At 69.3% G+C, this 24,688-nt stretch carries 21 protein-coding genes and 2 pseudogenes; 16 read left to right on the plus strand and 7 right to left on the minus strand.

Annotated features, from left to right (window positions below):
• Positions 1–7: 7 nt before the first annotated feature.
• The 10 genes from AB0L65_RS49010 to AB0L65_RS49055 all read left to right on the plus strand — a co-directional run bounded on the left by AB0L65_RS49010 (position 8) and on the right by AB0L65_RS49055 (position 14,262).
• Positions 8–970 (plus strand): carboxyltransferase domain-containing protein, encoded by a 963-nt coding sequence (locus AB0L65_RS49010; protein WP_364261313.1) that lies wholly within the window; start codon positions 8–10, stop codon positions 968–970.
• Positions 970–1,965, plus strand: coding sequence for a 5-oxoprolinase/urea amidolyase family protein (locus tag AB0L65_RS49015; protein ID WP_364261316.1), 996 nt, complete (start codon positions 970–972; stop codon positions 1,963–1,965). The genes AB0L65_RS49010 and AB0L65_RS49015 overlap by 1 nt, the downstream gene beginning before the upstream one ends.
• Entirely contained in the window at positions 1,965–2,750 is a 786-nt protein-coding gene (locus AB0L65_RS49020; protein ID WP_364261319.1) for a 5-oxoprolinase subunit PxpA, read from the plus strand. Before AB0L65_RS49015 ends, AB0L65_RS49020 begins: the two co-directional genes overlap by 1 nt.
• Positions 2,750–4,111: a biotin carboxylase N-terminal domain-containing protein gene (locus AB0L65_RS49025; protein ID WP_364261379.1), complete on the plus strand. Its 1,362-nt coding sequence runs from the start codon at positions 2,750–2,752 to the stop codon at positions 4,109–4,111. Before AB0L65_RS49020 ends, AB0L65_RS49025 begins: the two co-directional genes overlap by 1 nt.
• A 1-nt stretch (position 4,112) precedes the next feature.
• Positions 4,113–4,328: a biotin/lipoyl-binding carrier protein gene (locus AB0L65_RS49030; protein WP_364261322.1), complete on the plus strand. Its 216-nt coding sequence runs from the start codon at positions 4,113–4,115 to the stop codon at positions 4,326–4,328.
• Between the two features lie 64 nt (positions 4,329–4,392).
• A complete protein-coding gene (locus AB0L65_RS49035; RefSeq protein ID WP_364261325.1) occupies positions 4,393–7,446 on the plus strand; it encodes an NACHT domain-containing protein in 3,054 nt (1,017 codons plus the stop codon).
• Between the two features lie 234 nt (positions 7,447–7,680).
• On the plus strand, positions 7,681–9,792 hold the full coding sequence (locus tag AB0L65_RS49040; protein WP_364261328.1) for an exo-alpha-sialidase: 2,112 nt from the start codon (positions 7,681–7,683) through the stop codon (positions 9,790–9,792).
• 120 nt (positions 9,793–9,912) lie between these two features.
• Complete coding sequence (locus tag AB0L65_RS49045) at positions 9,913–10,455, plus strand: pyridoxamine 5'-phosphate oxidase family protein (RefSeq protein WP_364261331.1); 543 nt, start codon at positions 9,913–9,915, stop codon at positions 10,453–10,455.
• Positions 10,452–12,998 (plus strand): excinuclease ABC subunit UvrA, encoded by a 2,547-nt coding sequence (locus AB0L65_RS49050; RefSeq protein WP_364261334.1) that lies wholly within the window; start codon positions 10,452–10,454, stop codon positions 12,996–12,998. The genes AB0L65_RS49045 and AB0L65_RS49050 overlap by 4 nt, the downstream gene beginning before the upstream one ends.
• Before the next feature lie 109 nt (positions 12,999–13,107).
• Positions 13,108–14,262: an SRPBCC family protein gene (locus AB0L65_RS49055; RefSeq protein WP_364261337.1), complete on the plus strand. Its 1,155-nt coding sequence runs from the start codon at positions 13,108–13,110 to the stop codon at positions 14,260–14,262.
• 52 nt (positions 14,263–14,314) lie between these two features.
• On the opposite strand, the gene AB0L65_RS49060 is transcribed toward AB0L65_RS49055, so the two are convergent.
• Positions 14,315–15,022, minus strand: a complete 708-nt coding sequence (locus AB0L65_RS49060; RefSeq protein WP_364261340.1) for an SDR family oxidoreductase — start codon at positions 15,020–15,022, stop codon at positions 14,315–14,317.
• A gap of 59 nt (positions 15,023–15,081) precedes the next feature.
• Here AB0L65_RS49060 and AB0L65_RS49065 point away from each other — a divergent pair, with 59 nt between their 5' ends.
• Complete coding sequence (locus AB0L65_RS49065) at positions 15,082–15,489, plus strand: MerR family transcriptional regulator (protein ID WP_364261343.1); 408 nt, start codon at positions 15,082–15,084, stop codon at positions 15,487–15,489.
• A 99-nt stretch (positions 15,490–15,588) separates the two neighbouring features.
• On the opposite strand, the pseudogene AB0L65_RS49070 reads toward AB0L65_RS49065, so the two are convergent.
• Both AB0L65_RS49070 and AB0L65_RS49075 read right to left on the minus strand, forming a co-directional pair.
• Positions 15,589–15,810: pseudogene (locus tag AB0L65_RS49070) on the minus strand (DUF488 family protein); the annotation flags it as partial.
• Positions 15,811–15,878: 68 nt separating this feature from the next.
• Positions 15,879–16,274 carry a RidA family protein gene (locus AB0L65_RS49075; RefSeq protein WP_364261382.1) on the minus strand — a complete coding sequence of 132 codons (396 nt, stop codon included), beginning with the start codon at positions 16,272–16,274 and terminating at the stop codon, positions 15,879–15,881.
• Between the two features lie 128 nt (positions 16,275–16,402).
• Here AB0L65_RS49075 and AB0L65_RS49080 point away from each other — a divergent pair, with 128 nt between their 5' ends.
• Positions 16,403–17,377, plus strand: a complete 975-nt coding sequence (locus AB0L65_RS49080) for a WYL domain-containing protein (RefSeq protein WP_364261346.1) — start codon at positions 16,403–16,405, stop codon at positions 17,375–17,377.
• Positions 17,378–17,443: 66 nt separating this feature from the next.
• Here AB0L65_RS49080 and AB0L65_RS49085 read toward each other — a convergent pair whose 3' ends face one another.
• A complete protein-coding gene (locus tag AB0L65_RS49085) occupies positions 17,444–18,190 on the minus strand; it encodes a VOC family protein (RefSeq protein WP_364261349.1) in 747 nt (248 codons plus the stop codon).
• A gap of 360 nt (positions 18,191–18,550) precedes the next feature.
• On the opposite strand from AB0L65_RS49085, the gene AB0L65_RS49090 reads away from it, so the two are divergent.
• Genes AB0L65_RS49090 through AB0L65_RS49100 form a run of 3 tightly spaced genes read left to right on the plus strand, consistent with a single transcriptional unit; the run spans position 18,551 to position 21,333 of the window.
• Complete coding sequence (locus tag AB0L65_RS49090; RefSeq protein ID WP_364261352.1) at positions 18,551–19,399, plus strand: peptidoglycan-binding protein; 849 nt, start codon at positions 18,551–18,553, stop codon at positions 19,397–19,399.
• Between the two features lie 47 nt (positions 19,400–19,446).
• The gene (locus tag AB0L65_RS49095; RefSeq protein WP_364261355.1) at positions 19,447–20,340 is read left to right on the plus strand and encodes a peptidase inhibitor family I36 protein; all 894 of its coding nucleotides are present in this window, start codon (positions 19,447–19,449) and stop codon (positions 20,338–20,340) included.
• 36 nt (positions 20,341–20,376) lie between these two features.
• Positions 20,377–21,333, plus strand: coding sequence for a SpoIID/LytB domain-containing protein (locus AB0L65_RS49100; protein ID WP_364261358.1), 957 nt, complete (start codon positions 20,377–20,379; stop codon positions 21,331–21,333).
• 54 nt (positions 21,334–21,387) lie between these two features.
• On the opposite strand, the gene AB0L65_RS49105 is transcribed toward AB0L65_RS49100, so the two are convergent.
• The 3 genes from AB0L65_RS49105 to AB0L65_RS49115 all read right to left on the minus strand — a co-directional run bounded on the left by AB0L65_RS49105 (position 21,388) and on the right by AB0L65_RS49115 (position 23,943).
• Positions 21,388–22,416, minus strand: coding sequence for an NBR1-Ig-like domain-containing protein (locus AB0L65_RS49105; protein ID WP_364261361.1), 1,029 nt, complete (start codon positions 22,414–22,416; stop codon positions 21,388–21,390).
• Between the two features lie 412 nt (positions 22,417–22,828).
• Entirely contained in the window at positions 22,829–23,626 is a 798-nt protein-coding gene (locus AB0L65_RS49110) for a hypothetical protein (RefSeq protein ID WP_364261364.1), read from the minus strand.
• Positions 23,623–23,943: a PadR family transcriptional regulator gene (locus AB0L65_RS49115; RefSeq protein ID WP_364261367.1), complete on the minus strand. Its 321-nt coding sequence runs from the start codon at positions 23,941–23,943 to the stop codon at positions 23,623–23,625. The genes AB0L65_RS49110 and AB0L65_RS49115 overlap by 4 nt, the downstream gene beginning before the upstream one ends.
• Before the next feature lie 383 nt (positions 23,944–24,326).
• On the opposite strand from AB0L65_RS49115, the pseudogene AB0L65_RS49120 reads away from it, so the two are divergent.
• Positions 24,327–24,688 (plus strand): annotated as a pseudogene (locus AB0L65_RS49120) (M23 family peptidase); the annotation flags it as partial.

Consider the following 24,688-nt stretch of genomic DNA (forward strand, 5'->3'; position numbering starts at 1 on the left):
AGGAATCATGACCGCCATCATCAACCGCCGTCCGGCCGAAGGAGACCGGCCGGCCATCGTCTACCGGGCCGCCGGTGACCGCCACGTCCTCGTCGAGTACGGCGAGATGGCGCTCGACCTGGAGCTGAACTTCTTCGTGACCGCCGTCACGGCCCATCTCGCCGAGCATCCGGTGCCGGGGCTGGTGGAGGCCGCGCCGGGCTTCCGCTCGCTGCTGCTGCACCACGAGCCCGCGATCATCGACCGTAAGGCGCTCATCGACGCGGTCAACGAGGCTCACCGGGCGCAGCGGTCGGTACGCTCGCTCGTCCTGCCCAGCCGGTTGATCACGCTGCCGATCGCGTTCGACGACTCCGAGAGCCGCGAAGCGGTCCGCCGCTACGCGACGACCATCCGGCAGGAGGCGCCCAACATCCGCGACAACTCCAACATCGACTACATCGTCGAGTACAACGGCCTGCCCGGCAGGGACGCCCTGTACGCGACGGTCACCGGCACGGAGTGGTGGAACGCGTACACCGGCTTCTTCCCCGGCCTGCCGTTCATGTTCCCGCTCGATCCGCGCAACGCCATCACCGTGCCGAAGTACAACCCGACCCGCACCTGGACTGCGGAGGGGGCGGTCGGCATCGGGGGCCCCTGCGTCGCGATCTACCCGGTGGAGGCGCCGGGCGGCTACCAGCTGTTCGGCCGGACCGTACCCGTCTACGACGTCCTGGCCAGGCACGAGGTGTTCCGCGACGATCCGATCCTGATTCGGCCTGGCGACCGGGTGCGCTTCGAGCCCGTGAGCGAGGACCAGCTCCTGGCGGCCCGCAGGGACGTCCTGGAGAACCGCTACGAGTACGTGATCGAGAACGACCAGTTCTCGGTCACCGACTACCTCGCCCGCGCCGCCGAGGTGCGCGCCGAGGCCGACACGCTGCGGTCCGCCCGCGAGGCCGCCGCAGCCGGGACGGAGGTGCCGTGATGACCGACACGCACGCGGTCTTCGACATCGTCATGCCGGGGCTGCAGACCCTGATCCAGGACTACCCCGGCCGCCGCGGCCTGCAGTCCAAGGGCTTCTTCCCCTCCGGGCCGATGGACCACGTGTCCTTCCGCATCGCCAACGCGCTGGTCGGCAACGAACCGGGGGCGCCCGCGCTGGAGATCCCGATGGGCCGGCTCGCGTTGCGCGCCCTCGCCGAGACCTGGGTCGCCGTCACCGGAGCCGAGGGCTCGGGCCTCCGGCTGAACTCCGCGCCCATGCCGCTGGGCGAGACCGTCCGGGTGGTGCCCGGGGACGAGATCACCTGCTCGATCGTCAAGGGGCCGGGGTTCCGGCTGTACCTGGCGGTGGCGGGCGGCATCGACGTCCCGATGGTGATGGGGTCGCGGGCGACGTACACCATGGGCGGCATCGGCGGCGTCGAGGGCCGGGCTCTGGTGAAGGGCGACGTCCTGCGGGCGCGGGCGGTGACCGCGCCGCCACCGCGGCTACGGGTGCCGGCGTCGCTGCGGCCCGCGCTGGCCAACGTCTGGGAGGTGGAGGTGATGCGCGGCCCGCACGCGGACCCCGACTTCCTCACCGAGCAGGACTGGAAGGATCTGGTCGGCCGGGAGTGGAAGGTCGACCTCAACTCCAACCGCGTCGGCACCCGGCTGGAGTCGCATCGCTTCCAGTGGGCCAGGCCGTCCGGCGGGGTCGCGGGCGGGCACCCGTCCAACGTGCTGGACGGGAGCTACCCGATCGGCGGCATCAACACCAACGGGGACGTGCCTGTCATCCTCGGCCCCGACGGCCCGACCGCGGGCGGCTTCACCGTGATCGCCACCGTCGTCCAGGCCGGGCTGTGGAAGGTCGGCCAGCTCCGCCCCGGCCGCGACCTGATCCGCTTCCGCGAGGTGTCGCTGGACGAGGCGCTGGCGCTCGCCGCCCGCGTCGACTACACGACCGACCCCCACCACTACGAGGAGCTGTGATGCCGCGCGTGGACCTCAACTGCGACATGGGCGAGAGCTTCGGCCGCTGGAGCCTCGGCGACGACCTCGGCATGATGCCGTACCTGACCTCGGTCAACATCGCCACCGGCTACCACGCGGGTGACCCGCCGACGATCCGGCGCACAGTGGCCGCCGCAGTACGGCAGGGGCTGGCCATCGGCGCGCACCTGGCCTTCCCCGACCTGATGGGCTTCGGCCGCCGCCGCATGGTGATCCCGGCCGAGGACCTGGAGGACTACTGCCTCTACCAGCTCGGCGCCCTGCAGGCGTTCGTGCGGGCCGCCGGCGGCCGGCTGGCGCACGTCAAACCGCACGGCGCGCTGTACGTGATGGCCTCGGAGGACGCCGCCGTCGCGGCCGCGATCGCCCGGGCGGTGGCCAAGGTGGACGCGTCGCTGCCGCTGATGCTGCTCACCCCCGCCACGGCGGACGCCGTGGCCGCCGAAGGGGTGCGGCTGGTCGTGGAGGCGTTCCCCGACCTGCACTACGACCGTACGGGGAAGCTCGTCATCGAGCCGGTCAAGAAGGCGTGGGACCCCGAGCTGGTCGCCCGCCGCGCGGTCCGCATGGTGCTGGAGCGCAAGGTCGCCGCCGACGACGGCACCGAACTCGACGTGGACGCGGTGTCCCTGTGCCTGCACGGTGACGCGCCGAACGGCCCGGAGATCGCCGAGGCGGTGCACAGGGCGCTGACCGGCAACGGGATCGAGCTGGCCCCGCTGGCCGTGCTGCTCGGCAGCTCAGCGGAGGGAGGCCGCCGGTGATGGAGTCTCTGCTCGTCGCCAACCGCGGCGAGATCGCCCGGAGGATCATCCGCACGGCGCGGCGGCTCGGCCTGCGCGCCATCGCGGTGTACAGCGACGCCGACGCCGACCTGCCGTTCGTCCGCGAGGCCGACGAGGCGGTGGAGCTCGGCCCCGCGGCTCCCGCCGAGTCCTACCGCAACGCCGAAAAGGTGCTGGCGGCAGCCCGCCGTACCGGAGCCGAGGCCATTCATCCCGGCTACGGCTTCCTGTCGGAGAACGCCGGCTTCGCCCGCGCCGTCCAGGAGGCGGGGCTGGTCTGGGTCGGTCCCGCGCCGGACGTCATCGAGCTGATGGGCGACAAGATCAACGCCCGGAACGCGGTCGCCGCCGCCGGGGTCCCGGTCGCGCCCGGCACGCCGGATCCGGTGGCGGGCGAGGCCGCCGCGCTCGACGCCGCGGCGGCCATCGGCTACCCCCTGATGGTCAAGGCCGCGGCGGGCGGCGGCGGCATGGGCATGGCCGTCGCCCACGACGAGGACGACCTGCGCAAGCAGTACGCGGCCGTGTCCGGATTCGCCGAGCGGTTGTTCGGCGATCCGGCGATCCTGCTGGAGCGCTACTACGCCGGCGCACGGCACATCGAGGTGCAGATCCTGGGGCTCGCCGACGGTGACGTCATCGCCCTCGGCGAGCGCAACTGCTCGGTGCAACGGCGCAACCAGAAGCTCGTCGAGGAGAGCCCGTCCCCCTGCCTCGATCCGGACCTGCGCGAGCAGATGCTCACCGCGGCCGTGCAGGTGGGCAAGGCCGTCGGTTACCGCAACGCGGGCACCGTCGAGTGCCTGGTGTACGGCGAACCGGGCGCCCAGGGGTTCGTCTTCCTGGAGATGAACACGCGACTGCAGGTCGAGCACCCGGTCACCGAGGCGGTGTGGGGCGTCGACCTGGTCGAGGAACAGCTTCGCGTCGCGGCGGGCGAGCCGCCGTCGGCGGACCTCACCGCACTGCGCCCGCGCGGGCACGCCATCGAGTTCCGCGTGAACGCCGAGGATCCGGTGCGGTTCCTGCCCGGCCCGGGGACGATCAACGCCTGGAACGAGCCGTCCGGCGACGGCATCCGCGTCGACTCCGCCTACCGGCAGGGCAATCGGGTCACCCCCGCGTACGACTCCCTCATGGCCAAGCTGGTCGTGCACGCGGGCACCCGGGAGGCCGCGATCGCCAGGGCACGGGAGGCGCTGGCCGCCTTCACGATCGCGGGTCCGAAGCAGAACCTGCCCTTCTTCACCGAGCTCCTCGACGAGCCCGAGTTCGCCGACGGCTCGTACAGCACCGCGCTGGTCGCGCGGATGCGGGCCACCCCAAGGAAAGGAAGCTGAGATGGGCCGGCAGATCACGTCCGACCTGGCGGCCAACGTCTGGAAGGTGCTCGTCGCCACGGGTGACAGCGTCGCCGCCGGCGACACGCTGGTGATCCTCGAATCCATGAAGATGGAGATCCCTGTCGAGGCTGAGACGTCCGGCGTCGTCACCGCGCTGCCCGTCAGCGAAGGTGACGTCCTGGATGAAGGGGATCTGATCGCGGAGATCTCCTGACCCTTCGGACCGTGGTTTTCCGCTGAGTGTTGCACTGGTGACGCCTGGTAGCGATGCTGGCAGCATGGGCAGTGGAGGTCGGGGCCGCTGGGTGGTGTCGCCGGTCGCGCTCGCGGTGGTGCCGGTCGGGATCGGGCTGGTGGGGAATCTGGCGACCGGCACCGTTGAGGTGAAGGCTTGGTGGTGGACCCCGGCCACGTGGGTGTTGACCGGCGTGCTGGTCGTGGTCGCCACCGCGTCGCAGATCGTGCAGTCGCGCGCCGTGCCGCAGAGCCGGGAGGCGGCGATGCGCAGCGCTGCGGCGGGTTTGCGACGGATGGTCCGGGAGCAGTGGGAGCACGAGACGGTGCTGCGGGGCGTTCGGCAGCCGGTGCCGTTGCGGGTGCGGTGGTCCTCGACCGATCGGCAGGTCGCGGAGACGCGTCAGGTGGTGCTGGACGAGCCGGAGACCACGTGGCAGGACAGGCCGTTGGAAGGCGACGTCACGCAGGTCGTCGAGAAGTTCTGCGAGCTGCCCCATCGGCAGTTGGTGGTGCTCGGAGAGGCGGGCGCGGGCAAGAGCGTCCTGGCGATGCTGCTCACCCTCGGGCTGATCGAGCGGTCGGTGGGGGACGACCCGGTGCCGGTGCTCCTGTCGATCACTTCCTGGAACCCGCAGGACGAGTCGGTACGCCGGTTCGCGGCTCGGCGGATGGCTGAGGATTATCCGATGCCGGCCGGTTTGTCGGAGGGCCAATGTGTGGCGGAGCTGCTGATGGGCGAAGGCCGGATACTGCTGGTGCTGGATGGACTGGACGAGCTCCCGGCCGAGTCGCAGGAGCGGGCGCTGCGGAGGCTGGATGAGTTCGCCGCGACAGGACGGCCGCTGGTGGTGACCTGCCGGGCCCGCGAATACCAGCGAGCCGTGGACGCCAGTCGTTCGATCATCTCCCGGGCCGCGGTCGTGGAGATCATGCCGGTCGATGTGGAACAGGCGATCGCGTTCCTGTCCCACCCCGAGCCGTTCCGGCACCGCTGGGAACCGGTGTTCACCCACCTCCGCCACGACCGCGAGGGTCCGCTGGCGCGGGTGTTGTCCACGCCGTTGATGGTGTCACTGGCCCGTACCGCCTACAGATCCTCGAACACCGACCCCATCGCCTTGACCCGCCTCGACAGCCAGGACGCCATCGCCGCGACGCTTCTGGACACGTTCGTGGCCAGTGTTCATGACCCCGACCGGCCGACGCCGCCCGAAGGCCGGCCGGTGCGCCGCTACAGTCCCGCCGCCGCCCAGCGCTGGCTCGGCTGCCTGGCCCTGCACCTGCAGCTGGTGGGCAGGACGGAACTGGTGTGGTGGCAGTTGTCCCCCGACCTCTTCACCTTCAATGCGGAGGTGATCAGGATGCGCACCGTGCTGGCTGTCGCAGTCGGCGTGGGTGCCGGTGTCAGTGCCGCGGCCGGACCCGTGTCGGGGGGCGCAGCAGCGTTCACCGTGTCCGCCGCGGCCTTGGCCGCGGCGGCGGGCCTGCTGCGGCCGCTGTGGCCGCACGCTTACCCGGCGTACACCCCCACGTCCTACTCGCTGGCTCGCGAACGTCGTCGCCGGGTCCTGGCGCTGCGGGCCGGATTCGGTGTCGCGCCAGGGCTGCTGACCGGGGTCATTCTCGGCAATCCGCTGATCGGAGCGGCCGGTGCCCTGGTCACCGGGCTACTCGCGTTGGTCATGCCCGCCCTGCCCTCCAGGACCCGGCCTCGGGGCACCACTCCACGCGCCACGCTGAACGCCAATCACCGCGCCACCGCCATCGCCGCCGCCCAGCACGGCATCACTGGCGCATCGGTGTTCACCGCCTCTGTCGCAGTGCTCGCCCCAGCATCAACCCTCTGGATCCCCGCTGTCACCGCGGCCGCCGTCTACGGATGGGTCGCAGCCTGCGGTGCGGGCCTGTGGACCTGGATCGATTACAAGATCACCCATCTTCGTCTCGCCGCCAAGGGCCGGCTCCCCTGGAGACTGTGGACATTCCTCGAAGATCAGCACCAACGCCAGACATTGCGCCAATCTGGAACTGCCTGGCAATTTCGCCACGCCTTGCTTCAACACCACCTCGCCGCCACCCCATACACCCAGCACCTGTATGCCTGCGCCCGCCAAGGTGACGCGGGCGCGCTTGGACGCATCGCCGACCGGCTGGTCGAAGAGGACCGGCTTGATGAGGCCATCGCCATGCTCGGCGCCTGGGCCGACCACGACGCCTCCGGCACCGCCGCGTCAGCCGGCCTGAAACTGGCCGCCTTGCTGGCCGAGCACGACCGCGTCGAGGAACTGCGCACCCGTGCCGACGCGGGCGACGGGCATGCCGTCGCGATACTGGCCTACCGGCTGGAACGACAGGGCCGGATCGAGGAGGCCATCACCGTACTCCGTCCCCACACGGACCGAGGCTCCGCCCCGCAGCTGGCCCGGCTCCTCGCCCGCCACGATGGTGCGCAGGAGGCGATCGACCTGCTCAACGCCCACCCCGACCAGGACGACAACTGGACTCTCATGATGGCCGAGCTGCTGGCTCAGCAGGGCCGGACCGAAGAGCTGCGCGTCCGGGCCGACCAGGGCGACCGGGCCGCCGACAACCAACTGGCCAAACTGCTCGCCGAACAGGGCCGCGTAGCAGAACTGCAGGCCCGCGCCACGGCAGGCGACCCCGACGCCGCCTTCCGGCTGGCCCTGCAGAGCTGCGTGGAGGACGCCATCACCCTGCTGCGCCCCCACGCCGACCAGGGCGACTGGGCCACCGGCGACCGGCTGGCCCGGCTGCTGGCCGAACAGGGGCGCGTGGAAGAGCTGCGGGCCCGCGCCACGGCAGGCGACCCGCACGCGGCCCACAGCCTCGCCCGATTGCTTGCCCAGCAGGGGCGGTTGGAGGATGCGGTCACCCTGCTCCTGCACCACGCCGTCCCAGCGGTTCAATCCGTCGAAGCGTACGCCGTCCTGCCGTTGCTCAGCCATCTCCTGACGAGGCTGGGGCGGGAGGAGGAGGCCATCACCGTGCTCCGCGCCCACGCCCATCTGGGCAACACCGTCGCCGTCAGCCTGCTGGCCGACCGCGATCTCACGCCTGAGCGCGCAGAAGGGTGATCGAAGGGAGTCTGCCGGCCGTTTGGACGCTGTTTGGGACGCGGCCCCCGTCACCTGACCGGCGACAGCCGACACCAGCTGAGTCGCGCCGGGCTCGTCGGCAGTGCCGTAGGTGATCGTCATCTCACCCATCCGGTGAGATGATCTCCGCGGCGACCCTCAGACTCCCGCCCCCGTACCTGCTCGTGACGGATCGCCGGCCCCGGCCCCCACCCCCCACTCCGGAGGCAGCACATGCCACAGCCAGATCCCCATCACCCCCTCATCGGGCGCAGAGCCTTCGGCCTCGGAGTCGCCGCGGCCTCGTTGACCGTCGCACTCGGTCCCGCCCTGTCCGCGGACGCGACGACGTCCAGGCGGCGGGCGACACGGTCCGACAGCACGGCCTTCGACGAGACGACGCTGTGGGACAACACCGTGGATCCGCTGGAGAGCTACCACGTCCACGGGCTGGCCGTGCTGCCGGACGACACCATCCTGGTCGTCACGGAAGGCCGCCACGAGGTGTGCGACGCGGGCCCCCGAGACCTGCTCGTACGCCGTAGCCCCGACGGCGGCGACACCTGGGAGCCGACCCGAACGCTGGTCGCCTCGGTCGGAGGCCAGTCGTGGGGGAACCCGACCTTCGTGGTCGACCGGCTCACCGGCGGCATCTTCCTGTTCTACATGCTCTCCACCCGGCTGCCGGAGAACACCGGCTGCTCCGGCGACAAGGGCGACCTCTTCATGATCTCCAGCGCAGACGGCGGTCTCACCTGGAGCGCGCCGCGCGATATGTCAGGCCTGTTCAGCCAGTTCCCCTACGAATGGACGCTGCACGGCCCCGGCCCCGGACACGGCATCCAGCTGGACAACGGCCGGCTGCTGCTCAACTGCGCCCACCGCCGCGAGGTCACCGGCAACACCGTGGCCGAACGCCGCTACGGCGTGGCGTCGATCTACAGCGACGACCACGGCAAGACCTGGCACGCCACCGGGGAGGTGCCCGTCTCCGCCGACTACCCCATCAACGAGGCCAGGCTGATCCAGAGGTCCGACGGCACGGTGCTGATCAACGGCCGGGCCGCGGCGGGCGGCAACCGGCAGCGGATCGTGTCGGTCAGCGCCGATCGTGGGCTCAGCTGGTCGCCGCCGCAGCTCGACGGGGCCACCGGCACGTTCAACGCCGTGGACGCCAGCCTGCTGCGCTACACGGGCGGGCCGGGCACGTCCGAAGTGAGCCGGGTGCTGTTCAGCCGCCCCGACTCCCCCGTCCGTACCAACCTGACCGTGTCGATCAGCTACGACGACGCGCACTCATTCCGCTACAGCCGCGTGATCAACGAGGGCCGGTCGTACTACTCCGAACTCGGCCGGCTCTCCGACGGCAGGATCCTGCTCCTCTACGGCCGTGACGGCGACGACCCGAGCTTCCCCCGCCGCGTGGTCATGAGCCGGTTCTCGCTCGAATGGCTGAGCGGCGGCCGGGACAGCCTGTCCGGCGGCCCCGGCTACACCGAACGTCTCATCGACCTCACCACCGGCGCCGCCACGTCCGGCGGCACCATGTCCGTCGTCCAGGACCCCTTGGCCCGCGGCGGGAAACGGGTGGCGTTCACCACTTCCCAGACCGGCACGTACTTCGAATACACCGTGAACGTCCCGGCACCGGGAACCTATGAGCTGCTGCTGCGCTACTTCCGTACCGCTGACGGAGGTCTGGTCACGGTCTCGGTCGACGGCGTCAAACCCAGGGCCGCGCTGGTGGACACCACCGCCGACCGGGCTGACGGCCACGACGTCGCGCAACTCGGCAGCCTCGTTCTGACGGCCGGCTCGCACAAGATCCGGTTCACCGCTTCCGGGGTGGGCCGCGGCGGCGGCAGGCTGGTCTCGCTGGACACGCTGAGCCTGATCGACGCGCCCTCCCAACCCGACGTACGGGAAGAGGCGGTGGTCGACAACGACGAACTCGGCTACGAAGTCATCAGCGGCACCTGGTCGGCCAGCTCGAGCGTGCCCGGCTACCGGGGCGGCAACTACCACTACGCCCCCGCCGGCACGGGCGGGCACGTCGTCCGGTGGCGGCCCGTGGTCCCGCTCACCGGCGACTACGAGGTACAGGTCTCGTACACCGCGCATGAGAACCGCGCGAGCAACGCTCCCTTCACGGTCCGTCATGCCAGTGGGACAACGCTCGTACGCGTCGATCAGCGCAGGAGCGGTGTGACGGAGCCGCGCGGCGGGTCCTGGGTCTCGCTCGGCACGTACCGCATCAGCGAAGGGGTGGGCAGGGTCGAGCTGAGCAACAACGCGAACGGCGTGGTCATCGCCGACGCCGTCCGGCTGCTCCGCGCACCTGGATGACATGGCGTCCGCAGAACGCCGGAAAATACGACAGAAGGTGTCGGGTTTTTGGTCGAGGATCGTGTCACCGGTCGGCGGACGTGGACCGGTGACACGGATAGACGGATAGACAGGGCCTCGATGCGCGAAACACCAGAAGATCTCAAAAGGCTCCAGGTCCTCCTGGACGCCTCCCTCTCCAGCTCCAACGCGCACCTCCGCTCGATCATCAACACCGAGAGGACGCTGACCGCAGAGCAACTCACCGGACTCCTCACCGGCATGTGCACCCTGGCCCTGTCCACCGTGACGGCCAAGGGCGAGCCGCGAATCAGTGGCGCGGACGGGCATTTCCTGCACGGCAAGTGGCACTTCGGCACGGCGCCCGGCGCCGCCAAGGCCCGCCACCTGGCCGCCCGCCCCGCCGTCAGCGTCGCGCACATGCGCGGCGAGGACCTGGGCGTGTTCACGCACGGCACGGTGGAGATCCTCAACCCCCGGAACGGCGAGCCGGCCGCGGACTGGCCGGACCTGCTCGCGTACTTCAAGGACTTCTACGGCGACGACGCCTTCGACTGGGACAACGACGTGGTCTACTACCGGCTGCATCCGCACTGGATGACCGCCTACGCCCCCGACATCGCCAAGCTCACTGCGGCGTCGCACGATGGGGACGAAGGTTGACCGCATTCGTACGGGACGTCGAGACCATCGAGGTGGTGGGGGCTCGTACCAACAACCTGCGGGACGTGTCGGTGAGCATCCCCAAAGGGCGGCTTGTCGCCTTCACCGGAGTGAGCGGCAGCGGCAAGACCTCGCTGGCCGTCGACACCCTGCACAACGAGGCGCAACTGCGGTATCTGGAGGGGCTTTCGCCGTTCGTACGCCAGTACATCACCCAGCGCAACCGGCCGAAGGTCGACCGCATCCTGGGACTCGGCGCGACGCTCGCGGTCGACCAGCGCCGCCTGAACCGCAACCCCCGCTCCACGGTCGCGACGATCACCGGTATCGACGGGCACCTGGGGCTGCTGTACTCGCGCCTTCCGGGAATCGGCGCGGACCCGGCTGCGGAGAGCGGAGACGGGCAGCTGACGACCGCTCACTTCGACCGCAACACGCCGGAAGGGAGCTGTGCGGACTGCCACGGCGTGGGCGGGCGCTGGCAGGCGCAGGAGGACCTGGTCATCACCCACCCGGAGCTTCCGCTCTTCGAGGGGGCCTCGCCCTGGTACGCGAAGTGGCGGTCGGGGGAGCACGCGTTCGTACCGGCGCTCGCCGAGAAACGCGGCGTGGACCTCGGCCGGCCGTGGCGGTCGCTGCCTGAGGAGTTCCGCCACTGTGTGCTGTACGGCACGGGTGACGAGAAGGTCGAGGCGACCGTCGACATGACCAGCAAAAAGGAGACGGTCTCGGTCACCTACACCTCGAGCCAGCCGCTGCGGGGCGCGCTCGCCGAGGTGGAGCGGGTGTTCGTGAACGCCCAGACCTCCAGCGCCAAGCAGCGCTACCTGCCGTACATGCGCAAGCAGCCGTGTGGCACCTGCGGCGGCAGCGGGTACGACCAGGTGGCCCGGTCCGTGCGGCTCGGCGGGCTGGCCTTCCCCGACCTGCTCGAGGTGGACGTACGGGAGGTGCGCAGCTGGGCGGAGCGGGTGGCCGGCGACCTGGGCGCCCGGCAGCGCGAGGTGGGTGAGCCGCTGCTGCAGGACCTGGGCCGCAGGCTCGCGATCCTTGACCGGCTCGGCCTCGCCCATCTCCAGCTGTCCCGGAGCGCGGCGACGCTGTCCGGGGGTGAGTTGCAGCGGACCCGGCTCGCCGCGCAGCTCAGCACCGAGTTGAGCGGCATCATCTTCGTCCTGGACGAGCCCGGAACCGGGCTGCATCCGGCGGACAAGGCGCACCTGCTCGACATCGCCCTGGAGCTGCGCGCGGCCGGCAACACGGTGCTCCTGGTCGAGCACGACCCTGAGCTGATCGCCCGAGCCGACTGGGTGATCGACATGGGGCCCGGCGCGGGCCGCCTCGGCGGTGAGGTGCTGGTGTCGGGGCCGCCCGCCGACGCGGCCGCCCACCCGAAGTCGCTGACCGGCCGCTATCTGGCCGGCGAGGGGCCGCGGCTACGCCGGACCCGCCGCCCGGTCGGGGATGACACCGGCTGGGTGGAGCTGCACGGCCTGCGTGCGCAGAACGTGACCGCGGACCTGGTACGTTTCCCCGCCGGTCGGCTCACCTGCCTGACCGGGGTGAGCGGCAGCGGCAAGAGCAGCCTGCTCGGCGCGCTCGGGACGAGCGTGGAGGCCGCCCTGAACGGGACGGCGACCGACATGGTGCGGGAGGTGACCGGCCTCGCGGGGTTCGGCTGGGTCGCCGTCGTCGATCAGGAACCGCTCGGGCGGACGCCGCGGTCCAACCCGGCTACCTACAGCAAGGCGTTCGACATCGTCCGCAGGCTGTTCGCCGAAACCGGCGCGGCGCGCGGGCGCGGGGTCGATGCCTCCTGGTTCAGCTTCAACACCGCGGGTGGTGGCCGCTGCGAGATCTGCACCGGCTATGGCCGCAAGCTGGTTGACATGCACTTCCTGCCGGATGTGTGGGTGGTCTGCGACGCGTGCGAGGGCCGGCGCTACAAGCCGGAGGCTTTGGAGATCAGGTATCAGGGGTTGGCCATCGATCAGGTGCTGGAGCTGACCGTCGCCGAGGCCGTGGAGCAGTTCTCCGAGCCCCGGCAGCTCGCGGAGACCCTGGGAGCCTTGAACCAGGTCGGGCTCGGTTATCTCCAACTCGGCCAGAGTGCGACAGAGCTGTCCGGCGGCGAGGCGCAGCGGCTGAAGCTGGCGTCCGCGATCCAACGCGGTGCGGCGAGCCGCAGGGCCGGCCTCGTCGTTCTCGACGAGCCCGTCTCGGGCCTGCACCCGTCTGACATCCAGCGGGTGGTGGACGCGCTCGATGTGCTGCTCGAATCGGGCAACACCGTCGTCGTGGCGGAGCATGACATCCCCGTGGCCGCGTCCGCGGACTGGGTGATCGACCTGGGGCCGGGGGCCGGGCCGAAGGGAGGTGCGGTGATCGCGGAGGGCACCCCGGACGTCGTCGCGACGGCGGACACCCCGACCGCCGGCTTCTTCCGCCGGTACGCGGCGGGCCTGCCGCTCCTGGAGGCGCGATCTTGTCAGGTATCCCCGGCCGCTCGTCGTGATCGGGTGGCTGTTGTCGGCCCGCGATGAGGTCGCATACGTGACCGGCGCGACGATGCCGGCGTTGCGGGGCTGGGAGCCTTGAATCCCCATCGGAAGGATCATTAGGCTCTTATTCGGTGCCTGCATTGGAGGTACGGTGGCCTCGGACTCAGCCCCCGAAATTGATCACATTTCGGCCGGATACGACCCCGATCCCGCGCTGTCGATGTCCTTGCATGCCGATGCCTACACCGATGTGAAGTGGTTCGACGTCGACCAGCGGGCGATCTTCGCGCGTACGTGGCAGTGGCTGTGCCATGTGGAGAAGCTGCGGGAGGCAGGCAGTTACGTGACGGGCACGGTGGCCGGCATGCCGATCGTCGCCGTCCGGGACGAGGCCGGCACGCTGCGGGCGTTCTACAACGTGTGCAAGCACCGGGCGCACGAACTACTGTCCGGCTCCGGCGTCCGGCGCAGCATCGTGTGCCCGTACCACGCCTGGAACTTCGACCTGACTGGCCGGCTGAGGCGAGCACGCAACACCGGTGCCATGCCGGGCTTCGACCCCTCCGCGGTGTGCCTGGATCAGATCCAGGTTGCCGAGTTCGGCGGCATGGTCTACGTCAACCTCGACCCCGGGGCGACCCCGCTGCCGGAGCAGGCCGGCGGCCTGGAGGCGGAGATCGAGGCGCGGGCGCCGGACGTGGCGAAGTTGACCCTCGCCCGCCGGCTCACGTACGACATCGCCTCCAACTGGAAGAACGTCGTCGACAACTTCCTGGAGTGCTACCACTGCCACGTGGCCCACAAGGACTTTGTGTCCCTGGTCGACATGAGCACCTACAAGGTCACCACGTACGGGATCTACTCCAGTCATATGGCCCAGGCGGGGAAAGCGGAGAACACCGCCTACGACGTGTCGGGGGCGACGGTCACCGAGCACGCGGTCTGGTGGCTGTGGCCCAACACCTGCCTGCTGCGCTATCCCGGCCGCGGAAACTTCATGGTGCTGCAGATCGTCCCTGACGGGCCGGAACGCACTCGCGAGATCTGGGACTTCTACCTGGAGACCGCGGAGCCGAACGAGGCCGAGCTGGACAGCATCCGCTACATCGACGAGATTCTCCAGGTGGAGGACATCGCCTTGGTGGAGAGCGTCCAGCGCGGGATGCGCACTCCTGCCTTCACCCAGGGGAAGATCGTCTATAACCCCCAGGAGTCCGGGTTGTCCGAGCACGCGGTCCACCATTTTCACGGCCTCGTCCTCGACGCCTACCGACATGAGCTGGAACGAATCAGCTCACCGTCGTAAGAGAAGCCCGTTCACGCATCGCCGGGCTGACCGGACCCTGGCCCAGTAAAGGTCAGGCCGTGAGGGCGGCCGCGGCTTCCCGGTAGATGACGCTCGGGTCCTCGGACAGCCACGCCTTCACCTGGTGGCTCCAGGCGTCGGCGAGCACCTCTGCCCGGTGCGCCTCGATGCCGTCGAGGGCGGCCGCGACGATCGTCTCGGGGGCGGTCTTGTCGCCGTCGTACCAGGCCATCATGTCGGTGTCCGCGGCGCCGAGGTGCAGGCCCGTCACCAGAGTGCGCTGGTCGGCCAGCTCCAGGCGGACGCTGTTGGTGAGCGCCCACTCGGCGGCCTTGGCCGCGTGGTAGGCGCCCGCGCCGTTGAAGGCGAGCCACGAGATCGCCGACAGGACGTTGAGGATCGCGCCGTCGGCCAGTTGGGGCGCGAAGGCGCGGATCACGTTGAGGGTGCCGTAGAAGTGGGTGTCCATCTCGCGGCGGATCGTGTCGAGGTCGCCGGTGACGAGGTTCGCGCCGGTGGAGATGCCCGCGTTGTTGATGACGATCTTCACGTCGGGTGCCGCGGCGGCCGCGGCGGCGACCGACGCCGGGTCCGTGATGTCCAGGCGCAGCGGGATGACTCCCGGTACGTCGATGAGGTCGGGACGGCGGGCGGTGGCGTACACCTTGCCGGCGCCGCGGTCGAGGAGGGAAAGGACGAATTGCCGGCCCAGGCCCCGGTTGGCGCCGGTGACCAGCACATGTGCTCCGTTGATCTGCATACCGGATAGCCTAAAACCTGACGTTGACGTCAGAGGCAAGTGTTGTGATGGAGGTCACGGTGCGTATCGGCGAGTTGGCGGCGCGGTCGGGCGTCAGCGTGCGGGCCTTGCGTTACTACGAGGAGCAGGGGCTGCTGGAGGCGGGCCGGAGCGGCTCCGGGCAGCGACACTATCCCGAAGCGGCGGCCGACCGCGTTCAGCTGATCCAGATGCTCTACTCCGCCGGCCTGTCCAGCCGGACCATCGCCGAGCTGCTGCCCTGCGTCGATGCCAAGGTCAGCACCCCCGAATCGCGCGCCCGGCTGGCCGCCGAGCGTGATCGCATCGATGCCCAGATCGCCGCGTTGACCCGCACCCGTGACCAGCTGGACACGGTCATCGCCTTCGCCGGAAGCCCGGCCAGCGGCTGCGCGTGGATCGCGGACGGAGACGTCGCCGCGCAGGTGAGTCACTCCGCGGCGCCGTGATCGTACGGGCGCTCCTGCGCTGCACGCGTCACAACGGGCGCAGGTGCTCGATCGTGACGCGGTGCCGCTCGGTCCTTGGCGGTCGTCGTCGGCGTACTGGAGCCGACGTAACTCGGTGGTCGGGGCGAGCTCGAGGTGGTGCTCGTAGGTGATCCCGGCATGGGCGAGGGCCGCCTGCAGCCGGAGTGAGTTCGCCCAGGCGTACTCGGGTCCGCGGACACCGCGGCGCTGGCGTACGTCGAGCAGCAGGCGGACGTCCGCGTGTCGCAGTCGGTGCAGGAAGGACTCCCCGTCGAAGCCGTACACGCCGATTGTCACCATTCTGAGCACCGGAAATCACCCACCTGCCTGCCGGCTCGTGCCGCCTCCGGGGGAGGCGGCGAGGCCCATCACGCGACGGCGGTTCCCTCAAGCTCGACCATCAGGTCGGGGATCGCCAGCCGCGTCACCCCGAGCATCGTGGTGGACGGCGCCACCCCGGCGGCGCCCAACCGCGACGCCAGCACGCCGTAGTGCTCGAAGAGCCGATCGACGTCGGTGGTGTAGACGTTGAGCCGGACGAGGTTCGCGAGGGACATGCCGGCCTCGCCGAGCACGGCCTCCAGGTTGTCGAGGCTCAGCGCCAGCTGCGCCGCCATGTCCTCGGCATGCTGGGGCTTGCCGTCGCCGCTCATCGCGGTCTGCCCGGAGCAGTACAGGGTCCGGGTGTGCCCGGAGACGACCTCACCCTGGTTGTAGCCCATCTCCACCGACCACGCCCACGGGTTGACCGCCGTTCGCTCCATTGCCACATCAGCTCCGTTCGATTGATGCACGTAGATCGGCTCGGTAGCCGTCATCTTCCTGGTCGCGCTGATGAGCCTCCCAACAAATCACGACATCCTGTGTCGTGTATTGCTTGTAATGTTTCCGTGTGCGTGCCGACCGGTTGGTCTCGCTGGTGCTGCTGCTGCGGCAGCACGGTCGGCTGTCCGCGGTCGCGCTGGCCCGCGAGCTGGAGGTATCCACCCGCACCGTGCTGCGCGACATCGAGGCGCTGTCCTCAGCCGGCGTCCCGGTCTACGCCGAACGCGGCCGGCACGGCGGTTTCGCGTTGTTGCCCGGCTTCCGGACCGAGCTCACCGGACTGAACCACGACGAGGCCCTTGCCCTGCTGATCGCCGGATCGCGGCGCGGCGCGCAGGCGTTCGGCCTCGGCTCGGCGCTCGCTTCGGCGATGCTCAAGGTGGTTGACGCGCTGCCCGAAAGCTATCGGGACACTGCGGCCGGCGCGGCCGAGCGATTGCTCATCGACCCGGAGACCGACCTCCTCTCGCGTCGGCTGGTCGCCGAGGAGGTGCCTGACACCGTGGTGGCCGAGGTCCGGCGCGCGGTGCTCGCCGGACACAAGCTGCGCATCCACTACGCGGCTCTGGACCAGAGCCCGAAGTGGCGCACGGTGGACCCGATCGGCCTGGTCACCGTACGCGACCAGGGCTACCTGTTGGCCACGAGGTCTGGCGCGGACCGCACCTACCGGCTGTCCCGGGTCCTGGCCGCCCAGGAACTCGACGAACCCGCGCAGCGACCGGACCGGGTCGATCTGGACCGGGCCTGGCAGGAACGCAGCACGCGGTTCCGGACCGGCGGCGACCAGGTCACCGTGCTGCTACGGGTGAACCCGGCGCGACGGGAGGACCTGCTGGGCACCGCGCTGGCCGTCCGCGCCGAGGAAGCCGACTCAGACGGCTGGCTGCGGATGGAGGTGGCCTTCCAAGATTCGAGACACGCCGAATGGGCGCTGTGGCAGCTCAGCACGAGCGCGGAAGCCCTGTCCCCGCAGTGGTTGCGCGACTCCCTGCGTAACCGCGCCACCGCGCTCGCCACCCGCTACGGAGTGTCGTCCTGAGAGCCGGCCGGTCTCCGACGCGATTACGTCGAGCGGCTTGCCGCTCTCCGGCACACAGGCTCCGCGTCAGGCTGCCGCCGGACGGAGGACGCAGAACTCGTTGCCCTCCGGGTCGGCGAGGACCATCCACGGGACGTCGCCCTGGCCGACGTCGGCGAGCGTCGCGCCGAGGGCCTGCAGCCGGGCCACCTCCGCCGCCTGATCCTCACCACGGTACGGCAGCAGGTCGAGATGGACGCGGTTCCACACGGTCTTCGCACCGGGCGCTGTGCGGAGGAACTCAAGGTAGGGCCCGACGCCCTTGGCGGAGCGCAGCCGCGCGTGATCGTCGGTCACCTCGTGCACGGTCCAGTCCATCGCCTCGCCCCAGAACCGGGCCATGGCCCGCGGGTCCGCGCAGTCGACCACCACCGCGGCGATCGGCCCGGTGTCCCGGTAGATCTCCCGAGGCTCCAGCACGCAGAACACGTTGCCCTCCGGGTCGGCCAGCACCGTCCACGGGACGTCACCCTGGCCCACATCGGCGGGCGTCGCACCGAGCTCCTTCAGGCGCGCGACCAACTCCGTCTGATGGGCCGCAGAGGTGGTGGCGAGATCGATGTGCACGCGGTACTTCACCGATTCGGGGTCCGGGACGGTGACGACATCGACGCAGACGGCGACGGGGTCCGGCCAGACGAAACCGATGGGCTCGACGTTGGTCACGCCGGGTCCCTCGCTGGAAACACCCCAGCCGAGCGCCTCCGCCCAGAACCGGCCGAGCGCCGAGTCATCCCGAGCCTTGAAATTCACCTGAACGAATTGCAGCCCCATGGCGCCCACCCTATGCCCAACAAATACCGGCGGTAGCGGGCAGGCCGGGGACTTCTCCGAGCGGCCGAAGGCTCTGGGCGGGCGGCAACGGGGACCCGCGGAGCGTTCGGGAACCGAGCCGCCCGCGTACGTGACCGCCTCAGACGACCTCGGCCGCACGTGAGCTCATGTGCCGCCTCATAACCCGGTCTGAGCTGGTGTTTCCCGCCATCGGATCACCTGTCAAACGGCGCGTACGCCCGTACGGAAAAGCCTGTCGAACAGGCTGACAACACCGATCTCCTACCGGACACGCGAGCGAACCGGAACGTTGGGTCCCGCCAGACCGGAATCGCCCCAGCCCCTGAACCAGGAGTAACGATGAAGCTGCCCTCACGCGCCGCCGCCCTCATGGCGGCCGTCCTGTTCACTTCGCTGACGGGAGTGTCCGAGGCGTCGGCGGCGACACAGACGGCTGACGCTGAGGCCCTTCCGAGCGTGAACATGGAAGCCACCGTCAAGGCGGCCCAGATCGACCCGCGGCGTCCCGACAATACGCTGACTCCGGGCGCCAAGGCCAGCGTGCTCCTCGTTGAGGAGGCGCTGCGTGACGGACGCTTTCTCGACGCGAAGTGGGTGGACGGCTACTTCGGCTCCACAACGGTCACCGCCTACGCGAAGTACCAGAAGTCGCTCGGCCTCAGCGGTCTCGACGCCAACGGCCTGCCGGGCAAGACGTCGCTCACCAAGCTCGGTGCCGGCCGCTTCAAGGTCACCGGCGTCATCGACCCGGGCAGCCGGGTGTCCACCGGCGGTTTCGTCATCAACGCTCGCACACGAAACATGCTGGCGGAGGCCAAGCGGCTACTCGGCCGCGACCTCAAGCTGGATCAGGGCTCGTACAACCCCGGCGGCGACCCCACATCCGCGGGCACCCACGACGGCGGGGGCGTCGTCGACGTCTCGGTCAAGGGGATGAATTCCGCCACCCGCACCGCGGCCGTCCGCGCGTTGCGCCTTGTCGGCTTCGCCGCATGGCTGCGTAACCCCCAGCAGGACGACTGGCCGTGGCACATCCACGCCACCGCCATCAACGACACCAGCCTCTCCGGCCAGGCCCAGCACCAGATCGGTGACTACTACCTCGGCCTGAACGGGCTCGCCGGCCGCGGCCCGGACGACGGCCCGAAGGTGACCATCCGTACCTGGGAGGAGTACCAGCGCCGCTGACTCCTCCATCCGAAACCCAGACTCCGCACATAGAAAAGGAACAGCACATGAGAACGCTCACCAGGATCCTCACCGCGACGACCGCAGCGATGGCACTCAGCGGGACCGTCCTCGCCACCACATCGCCCGCCTCGGCCGCAAGCCGCGACGGCGTCTGCGATACCGGCGAGTTCTGCTACTACTTCAACAGCAACAACCAAGGGTCGCTCTCCGACTTCACCGGATCGATCGACGACTACGCCACCACCCAGCCCACCTGCTACGACTTCAAGGGCCCCGGCGACGGCAAGGGCAAATGCATCAAGAACGCCGCCGCCTCCGTCTGGAACCGCAGCAGCAAAACCGTCCGCGTCTACTTCAACAGCGGCCACACCGGCACCTACCAGGACTTCGCCGCAGGCGCCAAGGGCAACCTGAACGCCACCCTCAAGAACCAGAACGCCTCGCACCAGTTCAGCCCGTCGTCGTCACCGTCGCGCAGCAACATGTCGACCTCGCTCTACAAGGCCAGCGCCACGATCACCTGCGGCTTCGACGGTTACACCTCCACCTCCGGCCGGCACGAGGGCATCGACATCGCCCGCGGCATCGGCTCGAATGTTTACAACCTGGTGGCCGGCAAGGTCATCAACGTCGTACGCGGCTCCACCGGCAGGGCCGGGCTTTCCACGATCGCCGTCTACAACGCCGCAGCGAACAAGACGGTGATCTACCTGCACTCCGCTCCGTCGTCCTCCCTGCGCGTGGGCCAGCAGGTCAGCCGCGGCCAGGTCATCGCCACCGAGTCGTGGCATGGAGTGTCGAGCCGTTCATCCGCGCACACCCACGTCGAGATGCGTCTCGGACAGCAGACGCGTGCGGCCAAGAGCGTCGGCGACCCGCACCTGGAGAACCCGAACCCGACCTCGTTCTGGAACTCCCAGGGCTACACCGTCCGATAACGCTCCGCGGCCACCGACAAGATGAGGAAGACCACTGTGCCTTTACGAACTGTCCGGCTGATCTCGCGGCTCGCGGCCGCGGCGACCGCCGTGATGGCGCTCGGCGGGACGGTCCTCGCCACCGCATCGCCCGCCTCGGCCGCAAGCCGCGACGGCGTCTGTGACACCGGCGAGTTCTGCTACTACTTCAACAGCAACAACCAGGGATCGCTCTCCGACTTCACCGGATCGATCGACGACTACGCCACCACCCAGCCCACCTGCTACGACTTCAAGGGCCCCGGCGACGGCAAGGGCAAATGCATCAAGAACGCCGCCGCCTCCGTCTGGAACCGCAGCAGCAAAACCGTCCGCGTCTACTTCAACAGCGGCCACACCGGCACCTACCAGGACTTCGCCGCAGGCGCCAAGGGCAACCTGAACGCCACCCTCAAGAACCAGAACGCCTCGCACCAGTTCCTGAGCTCCACATCGCCGACGCCGACCGGGTGCAAGACCGACGGCACGGACACCAAGCTGCCCACGACGATCCTCGTGTACCGCAAGTCCCTCGATCGCGTGGAGCGGGTGGAGTTCAAGACCTACGTCAAGAACGTCCTGCCCAACGAGTGGGTGTCGAGCTGGCCGAGCGAGTCCCTCAAGGCCGGGGCGATGGCCGTGAAGAACTTCGGCTGGTACTGGGCGCTGCACTCCAACCGCAAGACGTCAGACGGCCGCTGCTTCGACGTCTACGACCACACGTCGAGCCAGGTGTACAAGCCCGGCTCCGCGAAGGCGGTGACGAGCGCCGCGGTGGACGCGACCTGGGGCACCCGGCTGACTCGCAGCGGGAAGATCTTCCGAGCCCAGTACTGCTCCACGACGACGGCCTGCGGAAATTGGGTCGACGGCGACTGGATGTCGCAGTACGGCTCCCGCGATAAGGCCAGAGCGGGCTGGAGCTACTCCAGGATCCTCCAGAACTACTACACAGGGATCGTTCTCGGCTCCTGACTCCCCTGAGACCGTCCGGCTTCGGTTCCCCGGCGTGCCACGCACGTCGGGGAACTAGAGTGCGTCGACGATGATCTGGAAGTTGATCGGCCGGCTTCCGGGGAACACGACCGCTCCCGAAGCGTCCACCATCTTGAATCGCACGTAGCACAAGCCGGGCTTCTTGGGCGTGGTGATGTCGGTCCGGATGTCGACCGTCTCGCCAGGTTGCGTGTCCTTGATCGGCACGTCGGAGATGGTCTGGCAATGGTCAGCCTGCTGCGTGGGGTCGAGGCGCCGCAGCGAATATCCCTTCCACAGCACGGTCCCGGCGTTCTTGAGCCGCCATACCTTGGTCATGGTCTTGCCGGGACCGACGCGCGTGCAGTCGGCCAGCGTGACGTCCTCGATGAACGCGGCCGCGTCACCCTTGTACAACGGCGGGGACCAAGGCGGGTTGGTCGAACGCACCGGGCAATCGGCTGGGGACAGCGCGGCGATCGATGGGCTGCCGGTCGGGTTCGGGCTGTTTCTCTCGGGCTCGGAGCCGCGATTGACGACGACCACGACGAGGACCGCTGCCCCGACGACGACAGTCGCTGCCGCGAACGCGGCCGCGCTGGTCAGCCGTAATCGTCCTCTGCTCCTCGGTGCGAGAAGCAGAGGCTGGATGTCGCCCGCGAGCTCGTCGGACGGTGGCCGCGGCGTAGGCACGGATGCCGAGGTCTCGCCGACCAACCGGGGCGCTTGCATAGTACGAAGCTCTGTGGCGGACACTGCGAGTCCACCGGACAGACCGTCCACCGAGGTGTCCACGCGGATCGCGGGATCCCCGGCGCTCGTCGATCTGACCGCCTGGTTCGCCCTCTCCCAGAGTTCGCGGTACGCGGCCGGGTCCGCGTTACACACCTTGACGAATTCGACGGTGGTCTCCCAACTCGGGAGCCGGTTACCCTTCGTGGCTTCATGCAACGTCGTGTGAGAAATCGCCCCTGACCGGCCGGACATCTCACGGAATGGTGGGTTGCCGACCGCGTTGCGTAACTCCCGCAGCGTCGCCGCAAAGTCCTCGATTATCTCCGCCCGTGCACGCCTGTCGTCCACCGTGTGAAGGTAACAGCACTCACGGTCGTCACTCAACTCGAACCGGAATCGGTGCGAAGCCGGGCGAGATGAGCGTGCAAAAGGCCGTACGGCTCATCCCGCCGCGGCTTGAAGTGGCCGCTGACCAGGCCTTACAGGCCCGCAGCCCGGTCGAACACGACGAAGGAGACCGGGCCTCCGCCCTCACCCAATAATGCTGGATATAGGGACACCACGTTGACCGGAACGCCCTTAACCGAGCCGGTCTCGGCGGCGTATATTCAGGTCGATGATTCGTGCGGAGGCCATGGCCAGGGGCCGGAATATTACGCAACGGAGCGACTCGGTCACGGCTTTTGAATACGATGTGGCAGGCCGGGATAATTTCTGTCGGCTTTTAATCCGCAGCGCGTTCCGCCGTTACCGTATGCACTCAAATCACCCGTCTGCTGCGACGGGCCATGGCGAAGGCAACGAGCACGAGCAGCGACGATCCGCCCCAGTAGAGGAAGTCGCGAGTGCTGTGCCAGGTCAGGTCGCCGCCACCGAACTGGAAGAGAGCGAGACCGGTCCAGACATAGATGGCGCCTGCCAGCGCCCAGCGCGCGTCCCGCGCCGCCATTGTCGCCCACGCCGCCCAGACCAGCAGCAGCGCCTCGACCCCCAGTCTGAACACCAGCCACGGCGGCTCGGAGTACAGCCCGATGGAGCCTACGGGCGCCAGCGCCCAGAAGGCGGGGATCAACAGCCAGGCCCAAGACCGTTTGGCCAGGCCCTTGCCCGGCCATATCGCCAGGACGGCCAGGCCGACGATGATCACGCCGCCGCGGATCGACGGAGTCCATCCCTGGGGCAGCACGCCGAACACGACCAGGGACAGGGGCAGCGCCAACCGTACCCGGCCTCGGGCGATCAGGACCGTCAGGATGATCGCCCCTGCGAACCACATCGGATTGTTGGGCAGCGGGTTCACCGTGCGGGCCAGTTGGAACACCGTCAGCACGAACACGCCCAGGTGCAGGCCGTCCGCCCACCATGGCACCCGGGTCGCCCGCGCCCGCAACGCGCGCGCGGTGAACGCACCGGCCACGAGAGCCGAGACCTCGCGAACGGGGAACCGGCCGGACGCCGGCATGAGCGTGTCGATGAGCTCTTCGCTGCGCTTGTCTCGATAGTCGCTGGGATACAGGCGCAGCAGGAGGCGGTAGCACCGTTCGAGGCGTCCGCTCACGTGCCCATCACCGCGATCCGGCCGGTGACGAGGTGCGCGGCTTGCTGCAGGCGGACCGCCTCCGCTCGCACCGCCGCGACGCCGTCGTCGGTGACGCGGTAGTAGCGCCGGGGCCGCCCGTCTACGACCTCTTCCCGATCCAGCGCCACCAGGCCGTTCTCCTCCAGGCGATCCAGCGTGGTGTACAGCGTGGCGACAGGGATACGAGTCCGCCCGGCCGACTGCTCGCCGACGCGCAAGATGATCCCGTAGCCATGCAGGGGGCCGTCGAGCAGCGCGGCGAGGATGAAATACGTCGCTTCCGTCATCCTGACCATGCCGGCACTATATATCAGGACCTGATACATAGGCGGGAATCCCGAGCAGGCGGGCAAAGCCGGCGGCCCATGGATCGCTGAGACGCGAGGGTTACTCAATCGGAGGGCCGTTCGCAGCCACCCCGGACATGCAACGGCCCGAGGGCCTTGATCACGGACTGTTCAACCACCATGACCGCGCGTTTCCCTGGGCCGGACCTCGTGCGGAACCCCCGTTGAGCGAAGCGTCCAAGGTGGGAGGGCCTTTGTAGCTCTTTTGGATGTTCTTTGTACGTGGGGCTCCCAATCTTGATCACCGGCAAGGGCGCTACGCAAAGTCAACAGTCAAGATTCGCGGGCCGTCCGGGGCATCGCCCCTCCGGTGCGCGCAGAAAGGTATCCGCATGAGAACCAGAGGGGTGCTTACGGCCGGGCTCGCCCTGCTCTTCAGCCTCACGACCGGCCCGATCGCGACGGCTTGGGCCGCTCCGACGCCGTCTCCGTCGCCGACGTCCTCGTCGAAGGAGGACGAGGGGGAGATGGGCAACCCGGACAACCAGGTGGACGTCCCGCCGGTGTCGACGCTGGCGGCGCCGGCCATGCAGCTGCCGTTCCCCTGTGGTCAGACGTGGACGGGCAACTCCAGCGGGAGCAGCGCGCACAAGTCGTACGAGATCGACTTCAACCGGGGCAGCACCGCCGACGCCGACCGTGGTGACGCGGTGGTCGCCGCCGCGGCCGGCACCGTGGTCATCTCGGCCCACCA

The organism is Nonomuraea sp. NPDC052116, from assembly GCF_040680035.1.
GTDB lineage: Bacteria > Actinomycetota > Actinomycetes > Streptosporangiales > Streptosporangiaceae > Nonomuraea > Nonomuraea angiospora_A.